General features: G+C 40.8%; 16 protein-coding genes. 4 read left to right on the top strand and 12 right to left on the bottom strand.

Translation table 11 applies throughout. From position 1 onward, the window contains the following. Positions 1 to 60: 60 nt before the first annotated feature. The 4 genes from thrC to ACGHEH_RS04050 form a co-directional block, all read right to left on the bottom strand. The gene (thrC, locus tag ACGHEH_RS04035; RefSeq protein WP_390441981.1) at positions 61 to 1,344 is read right to left on the bottom strand and encodes a threonine synthase; all 1,284 of its coding nucleotides are present in this window, start codon (positions 1,342 to 1,344) and stop codon (positions 61 to 63) included. A 3-nt stretch (positions 1,345 to 1,347) separates the two neighbouring features. Further along, a complete protein-coding gene (gene thrB, locus ACGHEH_RS04040) occupies positions 1,348 to 2,286 on the bottom strand; it encodes a homoserine kinase (protein WP_390441983.1) in 939 nt (312 codons plus the stop codon). 9 nt (positions 2,287 to 2,295) lie between these two features. Beyond that, positions 2,296 to 4,710: a bifunctional aspartate kinase/homoserine dehydrogenase I gene (thrA, locus tag ACGHEH_RS04045; protein ID WP_390441985.1), complete on the bottom strand. Its 2,415-nt coding sequence runs from the start codon at positions 4,708 to 4,710 to the stop codon at positions 2,296 to 2,298. 310 nt (positions 4,711 to 5,020) lie between these two features. Beyond that, entirely contained in the window at positions 5,021 to 5,386 is a 366-nt protein-coding gene (locus ACGHEH_RS04050; protein ID WP_390441987.1) for a response regulator, read from the bottom strand. A 224-nt stretch (positions 5,387 to 5,610) separates the two neighbouring features. On the opposite strand from ACGHEH_RS04050, the gene ACGHEH_RS04055 reads away from it, so the two are divergent. After that, a complete protein-coding gene (locus tag ACGHEH_RS04055) occupies positions 5,611 to 7,374 on the top strand; it encodes a sensor histidine kinase (protein ID WP_390441988.1) in 1,764 nt (587 codons plus the stop codon). Between the two features lie 114 nt (positions 7,375 to 7,488). Further along, positions 7,489 to 8,400 (top strand): recombination-associated protein RdgC, encoded by a 912-nt coding sequence (rdgC, locus tag ACGHEH_RS04060; RefSeq protein WP_390441990.1) that lies wholly within the window; start codon positions 7,489 to 7,491, stop codon positions 8,398 to 8,400. A 72-nt stretch (positions 8,401 to 8,472) separates the two neighbouring features. On the opposite strand, the gene ACGHEH_RS04065 is transcribed toward rdgC, so the two are convergent. Next, positions 8,473 to 9,627, bottom strand: coding sequence for an iron-containing alcohol dehydrogenase (locus tag ACGHEH_RS04065; RefSeq protein WP_390441992.1), 1,155 nt, complete (start codon positions 9,625 to 9,627; stop codon positions 8,473 to 8,475). Positions 9,628 to 9,793: 166 nt separating this feature from the next. Here ACGHEH_RS04065 and ACGHEH_RS04070 point away from each other — a divergent pair, with 166 nt between their 5' ends. Beyond that, a complete protein-coding gene (locus tag ACGHEH_RS04070; RefSeq protein WP_390441994.1) occupies positions 9,794 to 10,666 on the top strand; it encodes an AraC family transcriptional regulator N-terminal domain-containing protein in 873 nt (290 codons plus the stop codon). On the opposite strand, the gene ACGHEH_RS04075 is transcribed toward ACGHEH_RS04070, so the two are convergent. The 4 genes from ACGHEH_RS04075 to tkt all read right to left on the bottom strand — a co-directional run bounded on the left by ACGHEH_RS04075 (position 10,663) and on the right by tkt (position 15,705). Continuing rightward, positions 10,663 to 11,112 carry a GNAT family N-acetyltransferase gene (locus ACGHEH_RS04075; protein WP_390441996.1) on the bottom strand — a complete coding sequence of 150 codons (450 nt, stop codon included), beginning with the start codon at positions 11,110 to 11,112 and terminating at the stop codon, positions 10,663 to 10,665. The genes ACGHEH_RS04070 and ACGHEH_RS04075 overlap by 4 nt on opposite strands. Positions 11,113 to 11,260: 148 nt before the next feature. Continuing rightward, a complete protein-coding gene (locus ACGHEH_RS04080) occupies positions 11,261 to 11,755 on the bottom strand; it encodes a hypothetical protein (RefSeq protein WP_390441998.1) in 495 nt (164 codons plus the stop codon). Between the two features lie 9 nt (positions 11,756 to 11,764). Further along, positions 11,765 to 13,456, bottom strand: coding sequence for an LruC domain-containing protein (locus tag ACGHEH_RS04085; RefSeq protein ID WP_390442000.1), 1,692 nt, complete (start codon positions 13,454 to 13,456; stop codon positions 11,765 to 11,767). Between the two features lie 254 nt (positions 13,457 to 13,710). Further along, positions 13,711 to 15,705: a transketolase gene (gene tkt, locus ACGHEH_RS04090; RefSeq protein WP_390442002.1), complete on the bottom strand. Its 1,995-nt coding sequence runs from the start codon at positions 15,703 to 15,705 to the stop codon at positions 13,711 to 13,713. A gap of 263 nt (positions 15,706 to 15,968) precedes the next feature. Between tkt and metK the strand changes: the two genes are divergently transcribed. Then, positions 15,969 to 17,156: a methionine adenosyltransferase gene (metK, locus tag ACGHEH_RS04095; protein ID WP_138629494.1), complete on the top strand. Its 1,188-nt coding sequence runs from the start codon at positions 15,969 to 15,971 to the stop codon at positions 17,154 to 17,156. 81 nt (positions 17,157 to 17,237) lie between these two features. Here the strand turns inward: metK and ACGHEH_RS04100 are convergent, their stop codons facing one another. From ACGHEH_RS04100 to ACGHEH_RS04110, 3 genes are read right to left on the bottom strand one after another with little or no spacing between them, the layout of a single operon-like run. Further along, the gene (locus ACGHEH_RS04100; RefSeq protein WP_390442004.1) at positions 17,238 to 18,083 is read right to left on the bottom strand and encodes an HDOD domain-containing protein; all 846 of its coding nucleotides are present in this window, start codon (positions 18,081 to 18,083) and stop codon (positions 17,238 to 17,240) included. Positions 18,084 to 18,135: 52 nt separating this feature from the next. Beyond that, complete coding sequence (locus ACGHEH_RS04105) at positions 18,136 to 18,804, bottom strand: hypothetical protein (RefSeq protein ID WP_390442006.1); 669 nt, start codon at positions 18,802 to 18,804, stop codon at positions 18,136 to 18,138. A gap of 3 nt (positions 18,805 to 18,807) precedes the next feature. Then, positions 18,808 to 20,328, bottom strand: a complete 1,521-nt coding sequence (locus tag ACGHEH_RS04110) for a CYTH domain-containing protein (protein ID WP_390442008.1) — start codon at positions 20,326 to 20,328, stop codon at positions 18,808 to 18,810. Positions 20,329 to 20,441: the final 113 nt, after the last annotated feature.

Genomic DNA, 20,441 nt, shown 5'->3' on the forward strand with positions numbered 1-20,441 from the left:
TATAGGGTGAGTTTGGTCAACTTTTTAAGTCTACAAAGGCTCACCCTTAGCGATTAATAATTACAGTAATTTAGCAAAAACAGCCGCTTTCAATTGTGTATAATCGGCTTGCATTGGCTCAGCTAAACACTTTTTATCTAAGGCATCTTGTAACACGCTAGGCATTGCAATCTCTTGCTCAAGCACCTCTTCTACTGAAGATTTAAACTTTGCAGGGTGCGCCGTAGCCAAACAGATCCCCACAGCATCCTCCGCTTTATCTAAAGTCAGACCTTCAAGTGCAATGGCGGTATGCGGCTCCATCACGTAACCCGTTGCAGCAATCTCTTTCATTACCACTTGCGTGCGACTTTCTGAGACGCTTCTTGAATAAAACTCATGTTTATCGAAATCACCACGTTCTAGCATTGTTTCAACGCGAGGCCAGTTATTAGGTTTGCTCACATCCATTGCATTTGATAACGACTCTAATGTGGCATTTGGCGACCACTCACCTGATGCCATGTAACGTGGTACAGTGTCATTTTGATTGGTGGTTGCAGACAAGTTTGCAATAGGTAACCCCAGGGCTGCAGCTATCATAGCTGCACACACATTACCAAAATTACCACTTGGTACAGAAACATGCACTTTACCTCTTTGCTCTGCAGGTAATTGCGCAATGGCTTCAAAGTAATAACATACTTGCGCAACTAGACGGCTGATATTGATAGAGTTGGCAGAATTTAAGCCCAGCTTTTCTTTCATTTCATCATCTAAAAACGCCTGCTTAACCAAAGCTTGGCAATCATCGAAGCTGCCTTCAACTGCGTAACAATGAATATTTCCACCTAACGTCGTGAAGAGCTTTTGTTGAGCGAGCGAGATCTTACCTTCTGGATAAAGTATAACTACATCAACATTTGGCTTGTTATAGAAAGCATGTGCTACCGCTGCACCTGTGTCACCACTAGTCGCAGTTAAAATTGTGACACGCTCACCTTGATTAAATAAACCAATACATTCGGCCATAAAACGTCCGCCAAAATCTTTAAATGCCAAGGTTGGGCCATGGAACAATTCTAGACAGTATTGTTTGTCACCAATTTGCTTAAGCGGTGCTGGAAAGTTAAAAGCACGTGCAATCATCTCGGCTAACGTATCTTTTGGTAGCTCATCACCAATTAAGTGGCTCAATACTTCCGCACTTCTTTCTACAAATGGTTTTTCAAGCAGCGCATCGATATTTTCTAATTTACTTAATTGCTCTGGAAAAAATACCCCTTGGTTACGACCAAGACCTGTTTTAACAGCTGTTGTGAAAGACACTTGCTGCGTGGCATCTTTTAAGTTTACAAGTTGCATTGATTATTCTCCTTGTGAAATGGCACGCGTGCCTTGTTGGTCTAGCTTACAAATATGGCTAAAGCCGTGTTCGTCTATATAGTGTTCGTTTAACCAAGCTTGACACTGCTCTGCCGCTTGTTTTGTTTTACAAATCGTAAAGAGTGTGGGACCTGCACCTGAAATACTTACCAGCTCAGCGCCAAGTTCAGGTAGCGCTGTTTTAGCTTGTGCAAACCCAGCGATTAAAGCGTTTCGATACGGCTCTGCCATTTCATCTTTCATCAGAGAGAGCGCTAAATCGAATTGCTCTGTTTGCATAAGAAGGCAAAAGCTCGATAAACGCTGCGCAAATTCAATGGCTTCTGAGCTGTTTCTTTGTTCTGGCAGTACTGCACGTGCTTTTGCTGTATTCAATGCAAAACCTGGGTAAGCTGCGACATAGTACCAATCAGAATCAACAGGCACAGACAAAGCTTTGCTAGGCACAAGATCAGCGGTCAATTGCAAACCACCTAAAAAACAAGGCGTGATGTTGTCATAATGGCGAGCGCCACTGACTTTCGCTTCAAAATCGGCCATTAATTCAATCAGCTCAATTTGACTTAAATTTGTTTGCGCAAACTCATTCAAAGCAGCAAAAGTCGCTACCACAGAGCAAGCACTCGAACCGAGACCTGAACCAATTGGTAAACGCTTTTCAAGCTCGAGATAAACCGACGGCATACTTGGTGCCACATGTTCACGAAAATGGACTAAGCACTGATAGGCCAAGTTTTCATGGGCCTCACCCGGTAATTTATCGGCATAAGGGCCAGAACAAACAAACGAGTCTTGCTCTGCAGCTTTAACATTTACCACATCACCAAGTAATTCACCACTTATTGGCGCAAGTGCAGCGCCTAGTGAATCAAAACCAACACAAAAGTTGCCGATAGACGCTGGTGCATAAAAACTAATCATAACGACTCCTTAACGCGACTGTGTTTTTAAGATATCTGCAAATACACCCGCCGATGTCACTTCCGCACCCGCACCATATCCGCGAATAACAAATGGGCGTGGTTGATAGTACTGGCTCAAAATTGCCAAAGCATTTTCACCATCACGGATATCATAAAGTGCATGCTGTTTATCAACCGCATCTATACCCACTTTGCATTTACCGTTTTCGATGCTGCCGACATAGCGCAACACCTTACCTTCACTTGCGGCACTTTGAATTTTGTCAGCAAATTGCGCATCAAGTTCAGGTAGCTTAGCCATAAACTCATCAACACTTGTACCTGGCGCAAATGACTCAGGAACAACCGCTTCAACTTCAATATCAGACAGCTCTAATTCAAGGCCTGATTCACGAGCGATGATCAAAAGCTTACGCGCAACATCCGTTCCTGATAAATCATCTCGCGGATCGGGTTCTGTAAAACCATTCGCTTTCGCCTTTGCTGTCGCTTCTGACAAACTTAAGCCATCTTCAAGTACACCGAACATGTATGAGAGTGAACCAGAAAGAATACCGTTAAATGACAATAACTCATCTCCGGCACCAAAAAGTAGCTGCAAGTTATCAAGTACAGGCAGACCTGCACCTACGTTTGTTTCATATAAGAATTTGCGCTGACGTTTTTGCGCAGCACTTTTCAAAGACTGGTAGTAGTCAAAACTGCCCGTATTGGCTTTTTTGTTTGCAGCAACCACATGAAAGCCCGCATCTAAAAAGTCATAGTATTGATCTGCTAGTTGTTGTGACGAGCTGCAATCCACCAGCACAGGGTTAATAAGATGATTTTCTCTGACAAACTGCTCTACCTTAGCCAATTCGAAACCTGATGTTTGTTGTTCTAGCTGAGCTTGCCATGCATCAAATGCGATGCCGTTTGCATCCAGTAGAAGCTTGCGTGAATTTGCCACACCATAAAGATTAAGCTTTACATTACGCTTTGCTAGCCAATCTTGTTGTTTTTCAAGCTGCTTAACCAATTCTTGGCCGACTAAGCCACAGCCTAATAAAAACACATCAATTGAAGGTACATGAGTGAAGAAGTTTTCGTGACAGACTTTTACCGCATCATTGCACAGTGCACCATCAACCACAGCTGAGATCGCACTTTCAGTGGAGTCTTGAGCAATGGCAACTATATTAACTTGTGCTTGTGCCAGTGAATCAAAGAACTTAGCAGCAAGTCCTTTATGTGCTTTCATGTTATCACCTACCAAAGTCACGATGGCAAGTTCACGTTGCACTTGTACAGGTTCAATTAATCCAGCTTGCGACTCAAGTTCAAATGCTTGCTCTAGGGCACTTAAAGCTAAATTTAAATCTTCTTCATGCACACAGAAACTAATGCTGAACTCGCACGATGACTGCGTGATCAAAACAATAGAAACATTATCATTGGCAAGCGCACTAAAAACGCGCGCTGCCATACCGACTTTGCCTTTCATGCCGGGGCCAGACACCGTCAACATCGCCAAATTCTCTAATGAAGAAATGGCTTTGACAGTTTCGTCGCTCTGGCATTCATTTGAGATCACAGAACCTGGCACATCAGGATTGTGGGTATTTTTAATTTCACATGGCACACCAACTTTCGCACACGGTAAAATTGTTTTTGGGTGAAGGACTTTTGCACCAAAATATGACAGCTCCATCGCTTCTTTATAAGATAGGCTGTCTACCTTGCTGGCTTTTTTGATAAAGCGTGGATCGGCATTATAAACGCCATCTACGTCTGTCCAAATTTGACAGACTTCGGCTTTTAAACAAGTTGCAGCTACTGCAGCAGAATAATCTGAGCCGTTGCGGCCTAGAGTTGTTAGTTCGCCTTGGTTATTTACCCCAGTAAAACCTGGCATAATATAAAAGTCGGCTGGTTGCGATTTTAAAACTTCAGCAAAACGCTGTTCACTCGCGACTAGGTTGACCTCTGCATCAAGATACCCGCCCTGAGTCTCAATACATTGCGTCGCCTCTAGATAAACAGCTCTTTGACCTAGTAAAGCAACCATAAGTGCAACACTCACTCGCTCTCCAAAACTGATCACGAAGGCATTAACTTGCTCAGGGCAGTGCTTGAGTAATTTAACTCCAGCTAGCTTATCACTTAGCTCAGTAAAGCTTGGCCAATGAGCGAGAACAGAGTCTAACTGCTCGACTTCACGCTTCAAACTGTCTGCGCGATTTAGCAAAGCCTGCCACTGAGCACTGTAATCAGCACCTTGCTCAGCAAGCTTGGCTAACTCAACAAGTTGGTCTGTCATGCCACCAGGGGCTGAAAGAACAATCAAAGCTTGTTCGCCAGCTTGAGACTCGATCAATTGCTTGACCCGCTTGAGACAATCAAAGTCGGCGAGCGAAGAGCCGCCAAATTTTAAAACTCGCATAATTTTTCCTCATTCCAAAAACGAAAAAAGGCCTGTGTTCTTAGTGAACACAGGCCTTTTTCTAATGCACAACGACCTATGCCACTATCCAGTTAGGATGGTGGTTGTAATAATGGTCGTAATTGAATTCATTGTTTTCATAATTATTAGACTGCCCGAAAATCAGACACCATGCAACCGTCTTTTTATGAAATTATTATGCAAAAAACTCAAGTTTGATTTAAAGAAAGGAAAAATTAGACCTTAGTATAACTTTTATAAGTTAAATAGAGAAAACTAGGAAGTAAAAAAGCTAGCCTAAAAGACAGAGCTATCTGAGGCCATATGTATGCAAAACGTCTAATAAAACATCAGACTTAACGGGCTTTTCAATAAACGAAATTGCACCGAGTTGCTCTACTCGCGCTTTCATTTCTGGTTGAATATCAGCAGATATAACCACAACAAAAGTTTCGATAACTTGAGACTTCACAGCTTGTAATACGCCTACACCATCTAATTCTGGCATGGTTAAATCAAGGCAAAGTAAATCAACCTGGTGATTATTTAAAACTTCTAATGCTTCAACGCCATTTTTTGCTTGCAAGATTATTGCATCAAACGCTGATGACAAGCAGCGAACCACTTGTTTTCGGGCAACCACAGAATCATCACAAACCAAAATAGTATAGCTCATATTTTAAACTCATTCACTCGAAATTAACCTAACACTAGCACCCTATTAAAGATGTCTTATAACATATTCATCTTAAAGCACTAAGTAAGTTCGATATAATATCTAACCAAACAATGGCATTGTAAACAATAATGCCAGATAAATATTTATTTTTACGCCTTTATTAGCTAAGTTTAACTACAGACGTATCGCCTTAAACAAAATCAGGGAGCCTAGCTTCATTCATGCTGCAAAAAAGCCTATCAAAAAAGCTACTTACGAATGTGCTATCGGTTTACTTTTTGTTAACTTTCCTTGTCACATGTGGTCAGGTTGTTACTGAGTATATAAATACTAAAAACTATATTCAGAACGAGCTAACCATGTTGCAAAAGACCTTTAGCCGTAGTTTAACGCGTGCTATTTGGGAATTAAACACCAAGCAAACTGTTACCACCGCAGAAGGCCTGTTAGCAATCCCTATGATTGAAGGCATTATAGTTCGTGACGACAGTGGTGAGATTATCTCTCAACTGGGGCGCTCTCTAGATATCCATGAATTATATAGCCAACAACTCGTTCAGGAAGAAGCCATCATTGAAGATACCCCTTCTGGATTGTTTGGTTATACTTTTCCATTAATTTTTGAGTTTTCTGGACGAGCCACACAGGTTGGTGATGTCACACTCTTTTCAAGCCGAGAAGTTGTGCTTAGTCGCATTATGTTATCGATTTACTTCTTGCTTGGTAATGCTGTCGTTAAAACCACTTTCTTAATAATTTTATTCTTAATCGCGTTTAGAAAATTACTGACTGAACCACTCACTGATTTAACCGAACAGATTGAAGCATTTGAATTAAACGATGACCTTGACGGCCAGCGCATTGACATTGGTACAACTGAGCGCAATGAGTTGAAAGTCATGGAAGAAGCATTCAATAAATTAATAGACAAAGTTAGTGACTATCGAAATCAACTCGATGACACGCAAAAAGAACTTTTGATTAGTAATGAAAAGTTAGATCAGCATAATTTACAGCTAGAACAAGAAGTTGCTCGTAAGACATCAAACCTCAGCCAAGCTATGATGGATCTACAGCAGCAAAAGTATGAGTTAGAAAAACAAAAACTTACGCTCACAGAAGAAATCGACCTACGTCGTCAAACTGAGCAAGAGTTGCTGACCAAACAAAAAGAGCTTGAGCGTTACTTAGATGAATTAAACATGGCCCAAGAGCGTCTTGTTGGCTCTGAAAAAATGGCTGCTCTTGGTGGTTTAGTCGCGGGTATAACACACGATATCAACACACCTGTTGGTATCGGTGTTACAGCAACTTCATTTTTGCAAGAGCGATTAGAACAAATTGAAGCCGCTTATAAAGACAAAACGCTTTCTCCAAAAGCACTCGAAGAGTTTATTAACGACGCTAAGCAAAGTACCAGTTTACTGACCACAAACTTAGATAGAGCCTCTGAACTAGTCGCGAGCTTCAAGCAGATTGCAGTAGACCAAGCCAGTGAGGCTGTGCGTAATATCAATTTAAAGCAATATCTTGCTGAGGTTATTCGCTCTTTACATCCCAAATTAAAGAAAACCAAGCATGCTATTAATGTTGAATGTCCTGAAGACCTACAGTTGAATTTACCTGCAGGTGCAATTAGTCAGATTTTCACCAACCTGATTATGAACTCACTCATTCATGGTTTTGAAGGTGTTGATCAGGGCGAGATTAATATTGAAATTAAAAATGATAACGACGATGTGATCATTCATTACAAAGACAATGGCCGAGGTGTCAGTCAAACTCAACTTGAAAAGTTGTTCGACCCTTTCTTTACCACTAAACGTGACCAAGGTGGCAGTGGCTTAGGTACACACATCACCTTAAACTTGGTGAAACAAACCTTAAACGGTGAAATTGAGGTGAGTAGCGAAGAAGCCAAAGGATTGAGCTATATGATCAGATTCCCGAAAACACTGCAGCAGCCGTCCAATATGTTCGATTAGAATACAACTTTTTTAACTGTTTTAAGCCCTGATTATTCGGGGCTTAATTTTATCCCCCAAGCAAAATAAATATTGCTATCATAGCCAACATTAAAATCAGTGGATAATAACAATATGTGGTTCAGCAACCTGATCTGTTACAGATTTAAACAAGACGTTTCATATAATCAAGAAGACTTTGAAAAAGCCTTAGAACAAGACGTATTCCGCCCTTGTGGTAGTCAAGAAATGAATACCTTTGGCTGGACTAAAGCATTTGCTAAACATGGGCAGACTTTATCGCACTTCTCTGAAAAAAGCATTTTAGTATGTGCAAAACGTGAAGAGAAAGTGCTGCCTGCTTCAGTTATCAATGACATGTTAGCTGAAAAAATAGAATTAATTGAGCGTGAAGAAAACCGCCCTGTTAAGAAAAAAGAAAAAGATGAGCTTAAAGAGAACATCTTAAGCACATTGCTTCCTCAAGCGTTTAAAAAATCGAGCCTACAATTTGCTTTTATTGATCAAGTAAATGGCTGGGTTATTGTAAACAGTGCAAGCTTTAATAAAGCCGAAGAGTTACTCGCACTACTTAGAAAGTCATTAGGCACACTGCCTGTAGTACCTGCGTTTGCTAACTATGATTTAGATGTGTTCTTAACTGACTGGTTAACTCACTTTAATGCCCCTGATGGCTTTGCAATTGGCTCAGATGCAGAACTGCAAGAGCCTGACGATAACGGTGCGCAAGTTAAATTAAAGCAGCATGATTTAGCCAGCGACGAGATCAAAACTCACTTAGAAAATGGTAAGCGTGTTACTAAACTTGCACTTGATTGGCGTGAACGTGTGAAGTTTATTTTACAAAATGACGGTACATTAAAACGCTTAAGCTATGCCGATGCACTAAAAGAGCAAAATGCCGATATTCCAAAAGAAGATATGGCCATTAAGTTAGATGCCGATTTCATCTTAATTACAGAAGAAATTAAAGAGCTACTTGAAGAACTCACAGCTGGCTTAGGCGATAAAGAAGATTTAGCTTAACTTTTATTCAAAGTACAGAGTGAATACTTAAACGAGAAAGGAGCCAAACGGCTCCTTTTTTATAAGATAAATTTACTTTGCAGCTAACAGTATCTCTTTAACGATATCTAACGTTAGATCACCGGTTTCGCTTAGTTGTGTTAAGCCCATTTTTTCCATATTAGCTACTACCGTATCAATGCCTTCATCATCGATACCATAGTGAGACAGTGCAGTCACAATTTCTAACGAGTTAAAGAACGCTTCTGTCTTATCTATCGCCAGATTAACTTTCTCGTCTTCAGTGCCGTCGGTGATGTCCCATACACGCTCAGCAAACTGTACTAGCTTGTCATGCTTTTGTACTTTGCGTGCTCTTAATAAGCTAGGAAGAACAATCGCCAGTGTACGACCGTGCGCAATACCGAACATCGCAGTCAGCTCATGACCAATCATGTGAGTTGACCAATCTTGTGGTACACCAACACCGATAATGCCATTCAGAGCAGATGTAGCTGACCACATAAAGTTCTTACGAGCCGCTAAATCATCACTTTGATAAGTAACCGGGCCATCTTCAATTAAGGTTTTTAGAATCCCCTCAGAGAATCTGTCTTGCACTTTTGCACCGACAGGCTGAGTTAGGTATTGCTCAACTACGTGCACAAACGCATCTGCTACGCCATTCGCCACCTGCTCTTTTGGTAAAGAGAAAGTAAAGTCAGGGTCTAACACTGAGAACTGTGGATACACTAGTGGCGACGTAATTGGGTATTTTTGCTCGTTGTATGTCACCACAGAAAACGCATTCATTTCAGAGCCCGTCGCAGGCAGTGTTGCAATACAACCTAGTGGCACCGCTTTTTCAACTGGCACAGGGTTAAAGCCGTGGAACAATAATGTATGATGATCTTTATCAGCACTCGCTGCTAAGGCGATGAATTTTGTACCATCCATCACTGAGCCACCACCAACAGCCAGTAAAAAGTCGATGTCGTTCTCTTTCACCACTTTTACGGCTTTCATTAAAGTCTCAAATTGTGGATTTGGCTCAATACCACCAAACTCTATTACTTCACGATCACCTAAATTGCTAATCACTTTTTCTAGGGTGCCAAAGCGCCTAACGCTACCTCCACCGTATAAAACCAGTACTTTTGCCGATACTGGTATAAGTTTATCTAGTTCACCTAGTCTATCTTGACCAAATACGATTCGAGTCGGATTGTAAAAATCAAAGTTTTGCATAATGTAACCCTATGTGTTTTGTTAAGTACAGAATAGCAACTCACAGCTTTATTAAAATGACTTAAACCATCAATTTCATGCCTAAAACTCTCACTCATAAGAAAATAACTCAAAAACGCTTCTACCCTTGATATACTTACTTCATGACATAATTTGGTGACGAACAATGCAATCACTCATTAAACAACTCGAACTATTAGCGCCCTCTGAAGGCTACAACCAGACATTTATTAACGGCGTTGGTATCTATAAAAGCAGTGAAAGCGCACAAAGAACCCCACTGTGTTACAGCCAAGGCATTATTTTCGTTCTTCAAGGGCAAAAACGGGTCTTTTTCGATGAGCAAATTTATACCTATAACCCAGATAATTATTTGGTACTCACCGTGCCTTTACCTGCAGAGTGTGAAACACAACTTACAAAAAACAATCCTTTATTGTCATTAATCATCGACTTTGACATGTCTGTACTTGGGGAGTTAGTAAGGGTCTTTGATGAACATGGTAAGCTAAATAGCAGCGATAAAATTAGCAATGCAAAGGGCTTATTTGTCAGTGAAAATACAGATGCTTTATCTTGCACGCTCACTCGATTAGTTGACTGTTTAGGCTCAAAGTTACAATCTGACATTATTGGTAAAGGCTTGGTTCGAGAGGTTTTTTATCACGTATTACAAGGCCCACAAGCGTCACCTTTATTTGATTTAGTTTCACATAATACGCATATGTCTAAAATGGAGCGTACGCTTAAACATCTGCATAATCACTATGACGATAAACTGGATGTTGAACAACTCGCGAGTATGGCAAATATGAGCGCCTCATCGTTTCATCGTAACTTTAAACAGATAACCGCATCTTCCCCCATTCAATACGTAAAAAAGCTTCGTTTATCTAAAGCGAAAGACTTACTGCAAGATCAAGGGATCAAAGTAAAGCAAGCCGCCGCGCAAGTAGGTTATGAAAGCGCCACTCAGTTTAGTCGTGAATTTACCCGCTACTTTGGCATCTCACCGAGTGATTATACCAAAGCGAATTAAAAATACTTTTCGAAGAATAGCAACTGATGTTCTTCATGCTGACAGCGTTTAAATTCTTGATAGCCAAATTTACGGTAGATGTGTTGCCCTCGTTCATTGAAGTCAAACACATCTAACCAAATACGCTGACAAGCGAAGTGCTCAAGGCAATATTGCTCCATCGCTTGAATAGCCAACTGCCCTATTCCAGCACCGCGATGACCTATCACTATGCGCCTAAACTCAATAGTGTTATTGGGCTCCAAAGCAAGGATAATAAAACCCACCAAGCGTTCATTTTGAAGAACTGACAGGTATTGAATTGTGGGCTCTTGCATACTAACCAAATGCTGCTCTTTGGAGTTGGCCAAGATAAATTCACCTACACCAGCTTGCTGCTCCCATCCCTCTAAGATGGCTAACTGTTCAGGTACTGTATTAACCAGTTTAATATAATCCTTCTTCATCACTACACCGCTTTCAAAACTTGATTGAAACTTAAGTACTTTTTAATTTAATTAAATGTTTTTATATCTATCACAGAATTCAAAATAAACACAAAAAAGACGACCATTCATTGTCGTCTTTTTTGTTACTACTTATCAGTTAAGTAAACTACTCAAAATTTAGAGAATAACTACTATCACCAGTGAGTTTAATCACTTTGTAGACCTCACTTATTCCAGCATCCATAGGTAACCACTCTACGGTTAAATATTCCCAGTTGCCATCTACCTGTATTGATTGACGAGAGCTATTCAAAGCAAACATTGAAGTTAATCGATTCTCATAGGCAGGATAATAGATGTTAGTCTTTTCATCATGAAACCCTACACCATGATAAAAGACAAGTTTCCCGGTTTCTGATTTCAATCCAGACACAGTTATTTCAACTTTCATATCAGTTCTAAAATCAAAATCTGAGGCAGCAACTAAATCCTGAGTGCTTGGCTCTATATTTTCTTGAACAGGCGTAGAAGTACTTGTGCTTGAACTTACACTTGCTTGTGGTGCTTCTTGAACTTTATCAGCACCTGAGCCGCCTCCACATGCTGTCAAAGTAGTTATCACCATAAAACCTGATAGAGCCGATGTTAATAAACTTTTCATGTTAACCCCCTACTCTTGCTCGTACAGTTTTGTCTTAGTTGCATTTTCAAGCAGATACCAAGATTTCTCTTGCTCGCCTGATGAAGTAACCCAGTCAGCAAATTTGGGATAAGCATTTCGAATATCAACACTCTCTTGCGGATGTCTCCAATCGTTAGTGATATTAAGTGCCCATGGAAAATGATTGGCATTAATAAAGTAGTTAGGCGTTTGACTTGCATCGTCTACCTCACCAAATAATCCGTTATTAAATAGTTCACTACCGGAAAACTGCTTAAGGTGGGCTTCCCAATTACGAGTTCCATAAGGTCCATGGTATTGGCCATCAAGCGCATAAATGTATGGGTCAAATGGCGGAAGGGAGACTGTCGAAGGCATTTGAATAGGATCAAAAGTGAGAACAACTTTGAAGAAATCCATCGCAGGCTCTTTGCAGCTCGGCATAGTTCTATAGAACTGGCAGCTCGTATTCGCCAACTCTCTTGCTACATCATAAGCTTCATCAAATGTATTATTATCATCGAGTAGCTTCATGTTTAACTTATTCGTTGCTTCCAAAAAGTTATTACTAACCTCTTCACCGTTATAAGTCATAACTGATGAGGTTACTGCGCTTGTATCGACGTCTGGTATTTGAATCGCAAACCCATTGTGGTATGACGCACCAGTGGCAACTAATTGATAGTCAATCACAAGCTCTATCATTTTATTTTGATTGTTAAATGTTTGCGACATGCGATATTTAATAACAACATCGTTGAAATCGTAGTCACCCATTTTTGGCCATTTATCCTCAAAAGCTAAGGTTGCATAACCATTTTGACTTGGGTAGTAGCTGGTATTCGTTACAGAGGTGTTTGTCTGTTGCAACAGCTGGTATGTACCTGAATCAACAGAGCCATTTTCATTTACGCCTTTAACTGCGTAGCTTGGAGTTACTTCTACCGAAAATAACAGGTCATTAAAGTCATTATCACCTTGCGAACGATGTTGATCATCGAACCCAATTACAAAAAATTCATTTTGTGCATCATAAAACACCACGTTATGCTCGTTGATTTCATCAGCTTCTGGATTTAAAGTTGGAATACTATAGAAAGGCGTATTCCATGGCCCTAGATTGACTATGTTACCTAGACTGCCTTCCCACCCCCAACCGTTAGGAATAACAAAGAAACCAAGTGCCTGGCCTGGTTGTAAATCTATTCCGAGTTCCATCCTATCGCCTTGCGACATTTCCCCCTCACCCGGCTTTGAGCAATTAGGAAAAATAATCGTATGCTGCGATATATCAGCAATACTCTGGGGCGGATTATCCGCATCGAAGACGAAATAACCTAGTGTGTTTCTATACCCAGCCCCTTCATTCAAAAATGTTACATTGGCGGTAGCTGTTACAAATATCTCATCAAGTTCGCTTTCATCTTTAATTACTATGTTACTAAGCAGATTACTGTCGACAAATGCAGTATTTACATATTGTCCTTCTGGCAGCATAGAGTAGATATTAGTAAGGACATCCGTAGGTAATTGTGATCCAACATTAGTAATATTGGTGAGGGGCTTACCTTTTAAACTGTAGCTGAGTGTGTCTGTGGGCAGAACCCCATTTAAGTAGTTAAAATCAATCCCACCAACCGTAACTGCAAAACTGGGTAGAGAGGCAACACCGATAAGAACACTGAATAATTTTTGTTTCATCTTAAGTTCCCCAAAATAAAAGTATTGGGAAATAAGCTTAAAGTATACCAACAACCTAGCTTAATATTTTCAATAAGTTAGCAATCATCAAGCAAGTTACTTTACCCATTTGCATCGCACTTTGCGAAACAAAAGTTACTATTTTTAAACAACTGTTAAATAAGAAGAGAACTTTGAGAGTTTGTATTAAGCATTTTTCCAATAAAAAACCCGCAACAAGTGCGGGTTTAAAATTACTTAATTTGCTTTATAGATTATGCAAATAAACGATTAGCCTGTGCTACCACATTATCTACAGTGAAGCCGAAGTGCTCAAATAGCTCACCTGCTGGTGCTGACTCACCAAATGTAGACATACCTACAACAGCACCGTTTAGGCCAACATACTTGAACCAGTAGTCAGCAATACCCGCTTCAACGGCAACACGACGTGTTACTGCAGCAGGTAAAACGCTTTCTTTATATTCAGCTGACTGTGCATCAAATACATCAGTAGAAGGCATAGATACAACGCGTACTTTCTTGCCTTGTAAGCGTAACTCTTTCGCTGCATCCACTGCTAACTGAACTTCTGAGCCAGTAGCAATCAAAATAAGCTCAGGGTTACCGTCACAGCTAAGTACATAACCACCTTGTTTGATTGCAGCCACTTTTGCTTCGTCACGTGCTTGTTGCTCTAAGCCTTGGCGAGTAAAGATAAGTGATGTTGGGCCATCTTTACGCTCAATCGCTTGCTGCCAAGCAACGGCCGACTCAACTTGGTCACATGGACGCCAGTTTACTAGGTTTGGTGTTAAACGCATGCTGGCAATTTGCTCAACTGGTTGGTGCGTAGGACCATCTTCACCCAGACCAATTGAATCGTGAGTATAAACAAAGATGCTTGGCTGCTTCATTAATGCCGCCATACGCACCGCGTTACGCGCGTACTCCATGAACATTAAGAAAGTTGCACCGTAAGGCACGAAGCCTTTGTGTAGTGCAATACCATTCATAATTGCAGACATACCAAATTCACGTACACCATAGAAAATGTAGTTACCTGAAGCATCATCTGCGGTTAAGCCTTTTGAGCCTTCCCATAGCGTCAAGTTAGAGCCTGCAAGGTCAGCAGAGCCACCCATAAATTCAGGTAGAATTGGACCAAATGCATTCAGTGCATTTTGTGACGCTTTACGTGTCGCAGGGTTAGCAGGGTTTGCTTGTAGTTCTGCAATGTACTTTTCAGTTTCAGCTTGCCAGTTTGCAGGTAACTCGCCTTTCATACGACGCTCAAACTCAGCCGCAAGCTCAGGATACGCCATTTGGTACTCTGTGAATTTCACTAACCAGTGGCTTTGTGCTTGCTGACCACGAGAAGAGGCATCCCACTTCGCGTAAATGTCTTCAGGGATTTCAAACGCATCGTGCTCCCAACCAAGGAATTCACGTGCTGCTTTAATTTCTTCATCACCTAATGGTGCGCCGTGACAATCATGGCTACCTGATTTGTTTGGTGAACCGTAACCAATGACTGTCTTACAGCAAATAAGTGTTGGCTTGTCAGTTTCTGCACGTGCCGCTTCGATTGCCGCTTTAATTGCATCGCTATCGTGACCATCTACGTCAGCAATTACATGCCAGCCGTAAGATTCAAAACGTTTCGGTGTATCATCGCTGAACCAGCCTTCTACTTCACCATCGATTGATATGCCGTTGTCATCCCAGAATGCGATAAGCTTACCAAGACCTAGCGTACCCGCTAGTGAACAAGCTTCATGTGAAATACCTTCCATTAAACAGCCATCGCCTAAGAAGGTATAAGTGTAGTGGTTTACAATATCAAATTCGTCACGGTTGAATTGTGCTGCAAGTGCTTTTTCAGCAATCGCCATACCTACCGCATTAGTAATACCCTGACCAAGTGGGCCAGTTGTTGTTTCTACACCTGGTGCATAGCCGTACTCTGGGTGACCCGGTGTTTTAGAATGCATTTGACGGAAGTTTTTCAGATCATCAATAGAAAGATCATAACCGCTCAGGTGCAACAAAGAATAAATAAGCATAGAGCCGTGGCCGTTTGACAGAATAAAGCGGTCTCTGTCAGCCCACTCTGGGTTGCTTGGGTTGTGCTTTAAATAATCGCGCCATAGTACTTCTGCGATATCAGCCATACCCATAGGTGCTCCCGGGTGACCAGACTTAGCTTTTTGTACTGCGTCCATAGACAGAACGCGAATGGCATTTGCAAGTTCTTTGCGTGACGGCATGAATTCTCCTACCTTTAATTGTGTTGCGCTGAAATGTCAGTGCCTTCATTCTGACTCATTTATGGTACTTACTGCAACGTAAATACCTGAGAAAACGAGGGCTAAACCTGCATATTTCAGGATCTACAATTGAAAAAATCTAATTCAGACGTCTAGGCGTAAAAAAACTAGGCAAGTTAATTTGTTTTAGATAGAATACGCCCCTTATTTTTTCGCGCTATCCCCGATGTTCGTGAAGCGCAATATTTGTGAGCATAGATATAATGGCAAAACACTTATTTACTTCTGAGTCTGTTTCTGAAGGTCATCCGGATAAAATCGCTGATCAGATCTCTGATGCGGTACTAGATGCAATCATTACGCAAGACAAACACGCACGTGTTGCTTGTGAAACTATGGTTAAAACAGGCGTTGCGATCATCTCTGGTGAAATTTCAACAGATGCTTGGGTAGACCTAGAGTCAATCACGCGTAAAGTAATCACAGATATCGGTTACACGTCTTCTGATGTAGGTTTTGACGGCGACACATGTGGCATCATGAACCTTATCGGTCAACAATCACCTGAAATTGCACAAGGTGTAGACCGCTCTAAGCCTGAAGAGCAAGGTGCGGGTGACCAAGGTCTAATGTTTGGTTATGCAACGAACGAAACACCAACGCTTATGCCTGCGCCTCTTTACTACTCACACTTGTTAGTAGAGCGTCAAGCACAAGCGCGTAAATCAGGTATCCTACCTTGGTTACGTCCTGATGCTAAGTCTCAGGTAACTTTCGTATATGAAGACGGTAAGCCTGTTGCTATCGATGCTGTTGTCCTTTCAACTCAGCACAACCCAGACATCGAGCAAGATGCACTAGTTGATGCTGTTATGGAAAACATCATCAAGCACACGCTACCAGCTGAGTTATTAACTGAAGATACTAAATACTTCATTAACCCAACAGGTCGTTTCGTGATCGGTGGTCCAGTAGGTGACTGTGGTCTGACAGGCCGTAAAATCATTGTTGACACATACGGTGGTATGGCTCGTCACGGTGGTGGTGCTTTCTCTGGTAAAGATCCATCAAAGGTTGACCGCAGTGCAGCATACGCTGGTCGTTATGTTGCTAAGAACATTGTTGCGGCAGGCCTTGCTGATAAGTGTGAAATCCAAGTTTCTTATGCTATCGGTGTTGCAGAGCCTACATCAATCACAATTGATACATTCGGCACTGGTAAAGTATCAGAAGAAAAACTAGTTGAGCTAGTTCGTGAACACTTCGACCTACGCCCTTATGGTATTACTAAAATGCTAGACCTGCTTCACCCAATGTACCAAATGACTGCAGCGTACGGTCACTTCGGTCGTGAGCCGTTTGAAATGACGGTTGGTGATGACACATTCACAGCATTCAGCTGGGAAAAAACAGACAAAGCAGACGCACTAAGAGCAGCTGCAGGCTTATAATTTTAAGTCATCTGTTAAAAAAGGCGCTTACCTGAACAGGAGCGCCTTTTTTAACACCTAAGTTTAACCAAAAAATAGTCGTTAGTGTATAAAGTACTCTTCTACATCTTCTTTAAGATTAGTGTAATCATCATCACTTAATTCTAATGCAACTAACACCAAATCTTTAAATGCGAACCAATCACCGCAAGGTCTAAAATGCTTTGCTTCAAAGGATAAATTCTCTGCTAGTTTCATTGCCGCGAAAGTCGCTTTGAGTGTTGGGTCTGTTTCTTCCTTTAAGTATGATTCATCGTGATGTCGTAAAATCATTTGGCAGATAGGCTTAGGAAGGTGCCAAGAGGATGCTAGGTAATAGCCAACGATAGTGTGACTTACTGGATATATTTGCTCTTCATAGTATAAAAGGCTCTGCTCACCTCTCTGATAAGCTCGAGTCATCAAGTCATTATAGTTATCAAAGCGCATTGCCATTGCGGGTATTCCTGAATCATGAAATAAACCCAGTAGTTGAAGGTTTTCAAGTGGGACAGTTGTTTTAATTTGCTTACCAATCGCCATCGCTAGTTGCGACATATCTGTGGCATTATCCCAAAACCGTTGCAATGAAATACAGCAATCCTCTTGTTTAAAGGCATTTTTAAGCAGATGCCCAGTTACAAGTTGCGTGATGCAATTTACCCCCAAAAACATTACCGCTTGACGAATATCAGTTATCGTTCGAGACATGCCGTAAGCTGGAGAATTAATAACCTTCAATACTGCAGCAGCAGTCCCTACATCTTCACTGATAATCTCAGCAATATTACCAAGTTCAGGCTCATCACTATTCAATTCATTTTGTAAATTTTGTAATACTTCAGGCTTTGAGGGCAAACTAAAACCAGACTTCAGATCTGCCAACACCTTGTCATCAATGTCGATCATATGTGGCGTTTTTTTGGGTAGTCGTTTGCTGATTGTAGTAGAGGAATTGCGATTACTCAAAGCCAATACAATTAGACATCTCTAATTTAAATGACTTTGAATACTGAGGCTTAAGGAGAAAATGAGCTAAGTTATTGAAAGTATGCCTAACCCCTTTTAAAGCGGTTTTATTACTTAACCAACGTGGTATTTTACCTTGCGGATTGGCATAAATCTCATGCTGAATATGAAGACCATTTTGTTTGTCTTCAAGCAGCCAAAAACCTTCTACGGGGGTGACTAAAATAGCATTTATATCTTTTTCTATGAATTTATTTAATTTAGCTTCACCTACAGATCGGATTATGATTTTTGATTTCGATTCGTTAATTTTTTTATGACAAGAGTGTGTAAGCATTATCCTATCTGTAACAGGCCAAGGCGCTGAAAGCTCAGTATAAACAATATCTTCAGCACTATTGGGAGAGTTAATTTTTTCAACTTTGCTAACATTTTTGAGCCAATTTGACGCATTTTGGGTATCGTTTAGTAAAGCGATTAAACTCATGCGATCCGCATTAGGAATGAAAGTGGCTGCCTGAATTGCAATTACGCCAGAATCTTGCGTTTGAAACTTGATAACTAAATTATCTTTACTATGCCAAGTTATCCAATTGGCCTTTGTATCTAGTGAAAGAAATAAGAAAAAGCTCCATAAAGCCATTTTATAGAGCTTCATCATATTTTATCGCCAATAAGGCATGCTATTTAGAGAGACTTTACGGCTTTGTTCCATTGCCTGAACTAAAAAATCAGCTTTTTTAACAAGCCAAGCTTTTATTTCTTCAAGTTCAGATGAGTCTTGCCTTTCACACAATAATTTAAGGTAGGCTAATGTTTCTAACTCATAGATGCCATAGGCAATATCAATCCAAGGTGTACGAAATGCTTGGCGTATTTCTTTATCGTACAAAGACCCCAAACAATTACCACTCAGCAAAGCCCTGTCCAGTCTCGAGCGAAGTGATAGATAATCCTCTGTAGACAAACTCTTGCCTTCAGGCAAAGCTGATTGAAGTCCATGCCAATCTTTTTCGAATGCGGTATTTGCTACTTCTTTAATAGGTAATTCTGCAGCAGTAACTGCATTTTGATTCCATTCTTGACGCCAGCCCTTATCAACTAACCATAGAGTTAAAGAGAGCAAAAGCTTGTTGTAGCGAGGGCTATTAAATAAATCTTCAATATCATTGACGCTTGGCTGTTCAGCTTTTAATTCAGCGATTAAAGCTGCAAGCGCATCTGCATTATTGATTTTTTTATAATAAGCATGACGTTTAGATGTATAGGTCTTGAGGTGAATCGCATTTTCAACCCAATCAAGCTCTGACATTAACCAATCAATTTCTCCAAGTAATCGTTCTGTTGAACGCCCTTCCACAATTGGAGTAAATAATTTAAAGGCATGCTTAATAAGGTTTACGCCATCAATCACACGCTTTAAAGTTTTTAAACTTGGTTTGTTGAAATAACATTGCTCGTGCTTTTGTACAAACTCAATGCCATAATTCACACACTGCACAAGTGCTTTTTCTTGAGTTGCATGGCGGTTCAGTTTCACAACACCAATGTATTTATTAGCCGTTAGTGGCTTATCATCCGCTAAACGATATCCTCTGGCTGCTTTAGAATATAAGCCCATTCTCAAGCCACCCATTGCGACAAGATGATCAGCAAGCAGGAATAAGTCATTGCGATCGCCTTCGACTAACTCGATCTCTAACTCTGAAATGCTCTCGACCTGACCCTGAGCAACAATCTCACCTTTGTCTAGCACCACTTCTATTGTTGAGCCCTGCTCAGTTTCAATCAGCCATGTACGACGAATGAAGTTTGTACTAAAAATAGGATAAAGGTTGTCATTTATTGCCGTAACCTGCATACCATGGGGCCATATATCTGGCTTAAATGCATTTAAGTTTGGCCTTGTTGAATCAAGCGGTAAGTTATACTCTGGACGTTGATGTAACCCCCCAACGACTTGCCCTGCCAATTTGATCGTTTGCTCACAATCACCATCACAGCAACGTGTTCTCAAACCTATATCAAGCGCTCTAAGCTCTCTATTTGGGGTATCAAAATAAGCATTTTTTAAATTTTTGGCGGGTTTATTTTTAACAGTTTTAGCAAACTGCATAATGAGGCCAGGGATCAGCGGAACCTCATTGTCTGAAAGTAAAAATTTCAGTTCTATCTCTGTGTCCATTAGGGCAAGTGATTACCTATAAAATTGTAGAAGGGTAAAAATATACAAAGCAGTAGCCATTTGCAATCTTTTTGCCGCAAGTTCAAGGAAGTTTAGCGCTTCACTTGATATTG

Source organism: Pseudoalteromonas sp. MTN2-4 (genome assembly GCF_042848605.1).
Taxonomy (GTDB): Bacteria; Pseudomonadota; Gammaproteobacteria; order Enterobacterales; family Alteromonadaceae; genus Pseudoalteromonas.

What these genes read in the sequence shown, in the direction of transcription:
- ACGHEH_RS04070 (WP_390441994.1), top strand. Translation starts at nt 9,794, where the DNA reads ATGCAATCACTCATTAAACAACTCGAACTATTAGCGCCCTCTGAAGGC.
- ACGHEH_RS04050 (WP_390441987.1), bottom strand. Translation starts at nt 5,386, where the DNA reads ATGAGCTATACTATTTTGGTTTGTGATGATTCTGTGGTTGCCCGAAAA.
- ACGHEH_RS04065 (WP_390441992.1), bottom strand. Translation starts at nt 9,627, where the DNA reads ATGCAAAACTTTGATTTTTACAATCCGACTCGAATCGTATTTGGTCAA.
- thrC (WP_390441981.1), bottom strand. Translation starts at nt 1,344, where the DNA reads ATGCAACTTGTAAACTTAAAAGATGCCACGCAGCAAGTGTCTTTCACA.
- tkt (WP_390442002.1), bottom strand. Translation starts at nt 15,705, where the DNA reads ATGCCGTCACGCAAAGAACTTGCAAATGCCATTCGCGTTCTGTCTATG.
- ACGHEH_RS04105 (WP_390442006.1), bottom strand. Translation starts at nt 18,804, where the DNA reads ATGATGAAGCTCTATAAAATGGCTTTATGGAGCTTTTTCTTATTTCTT.
- ACGHEH_RS04080 (WP_390441998.1), bottom strand. Translation starts at nt 11,755, where the DNA reads ATGAAAAGTTTATTAACATCGGCTCTATCAGGTTTTATGGTGATAACT.
- ACGHEH_RS04100 (WP_390442004.1), bottom strand. Translation starts at nt 18,083, where the DNA reads ATGATCGACATTGATGACAAGGTGTTGGCAGATCTGAAGTCTGGTTTT.
- ACGHEH_RS04055 (WP_390441988.1), top strand. Translation starts at nt 5,611, where the DNA reads ATGCTGCAAAAAAGCCTATCAAAAAAGCTACTTACGAATGTGCTATCG.
- ACGHEH_RS04075 (WP_390441996.1), bottom strand. Translation starts at nt 11,112, where the DNA reads ATGAAGAAGGATTATATTAAACTGGTTAATACAGTACCTGAACAGTTA.
- metK (WP_138629494.1), top strand. Translation starts at nt 15,969, where the DNA reads ATGGCAAAACACTTATTTACTTCTGAGTCTGTTTCTGAAGGTCATCCG.
- rdgC (WP_390441990.1), top strand. Translation starts at nt 7,489, where the DNA reads ATGTGGTTCAGCAACCTGATCTGTTACAGATTTAAACAAGACGTTTCA.
- ACGHEH_RS04110 (WP_390442008.1), bottom strand. Translation starts at nt 20,328, where the DNA reads ATGGACACAGAGATAGAACTGAAATTTTTACTTTCAGACAATGAGGTT.
- ACGHEH_RS04085 (WP_390442000.1), bottom strand. Translation starts at nt 13,456, where the DNA reads ATGAAACAAAAATTATTCAGTGTTCTTATCGGTGTTGCCTCTCTACCC.
- thrB (WP_390441983.1), bottom strand. Translation starts at nt 2,286, where the DNA reads ATGATTAGTTTTTATGCACCAGCGTCTATCGGCAACTTTTGTGTTGGT.
- thrA (WP_390441985.1), bottom strand. Translation starts at nt 4,710, where the DNA reads ATGCGAGTTTTAAAATTTGGCGGCTCTTCGCTCGCCGACTTTGATTGT.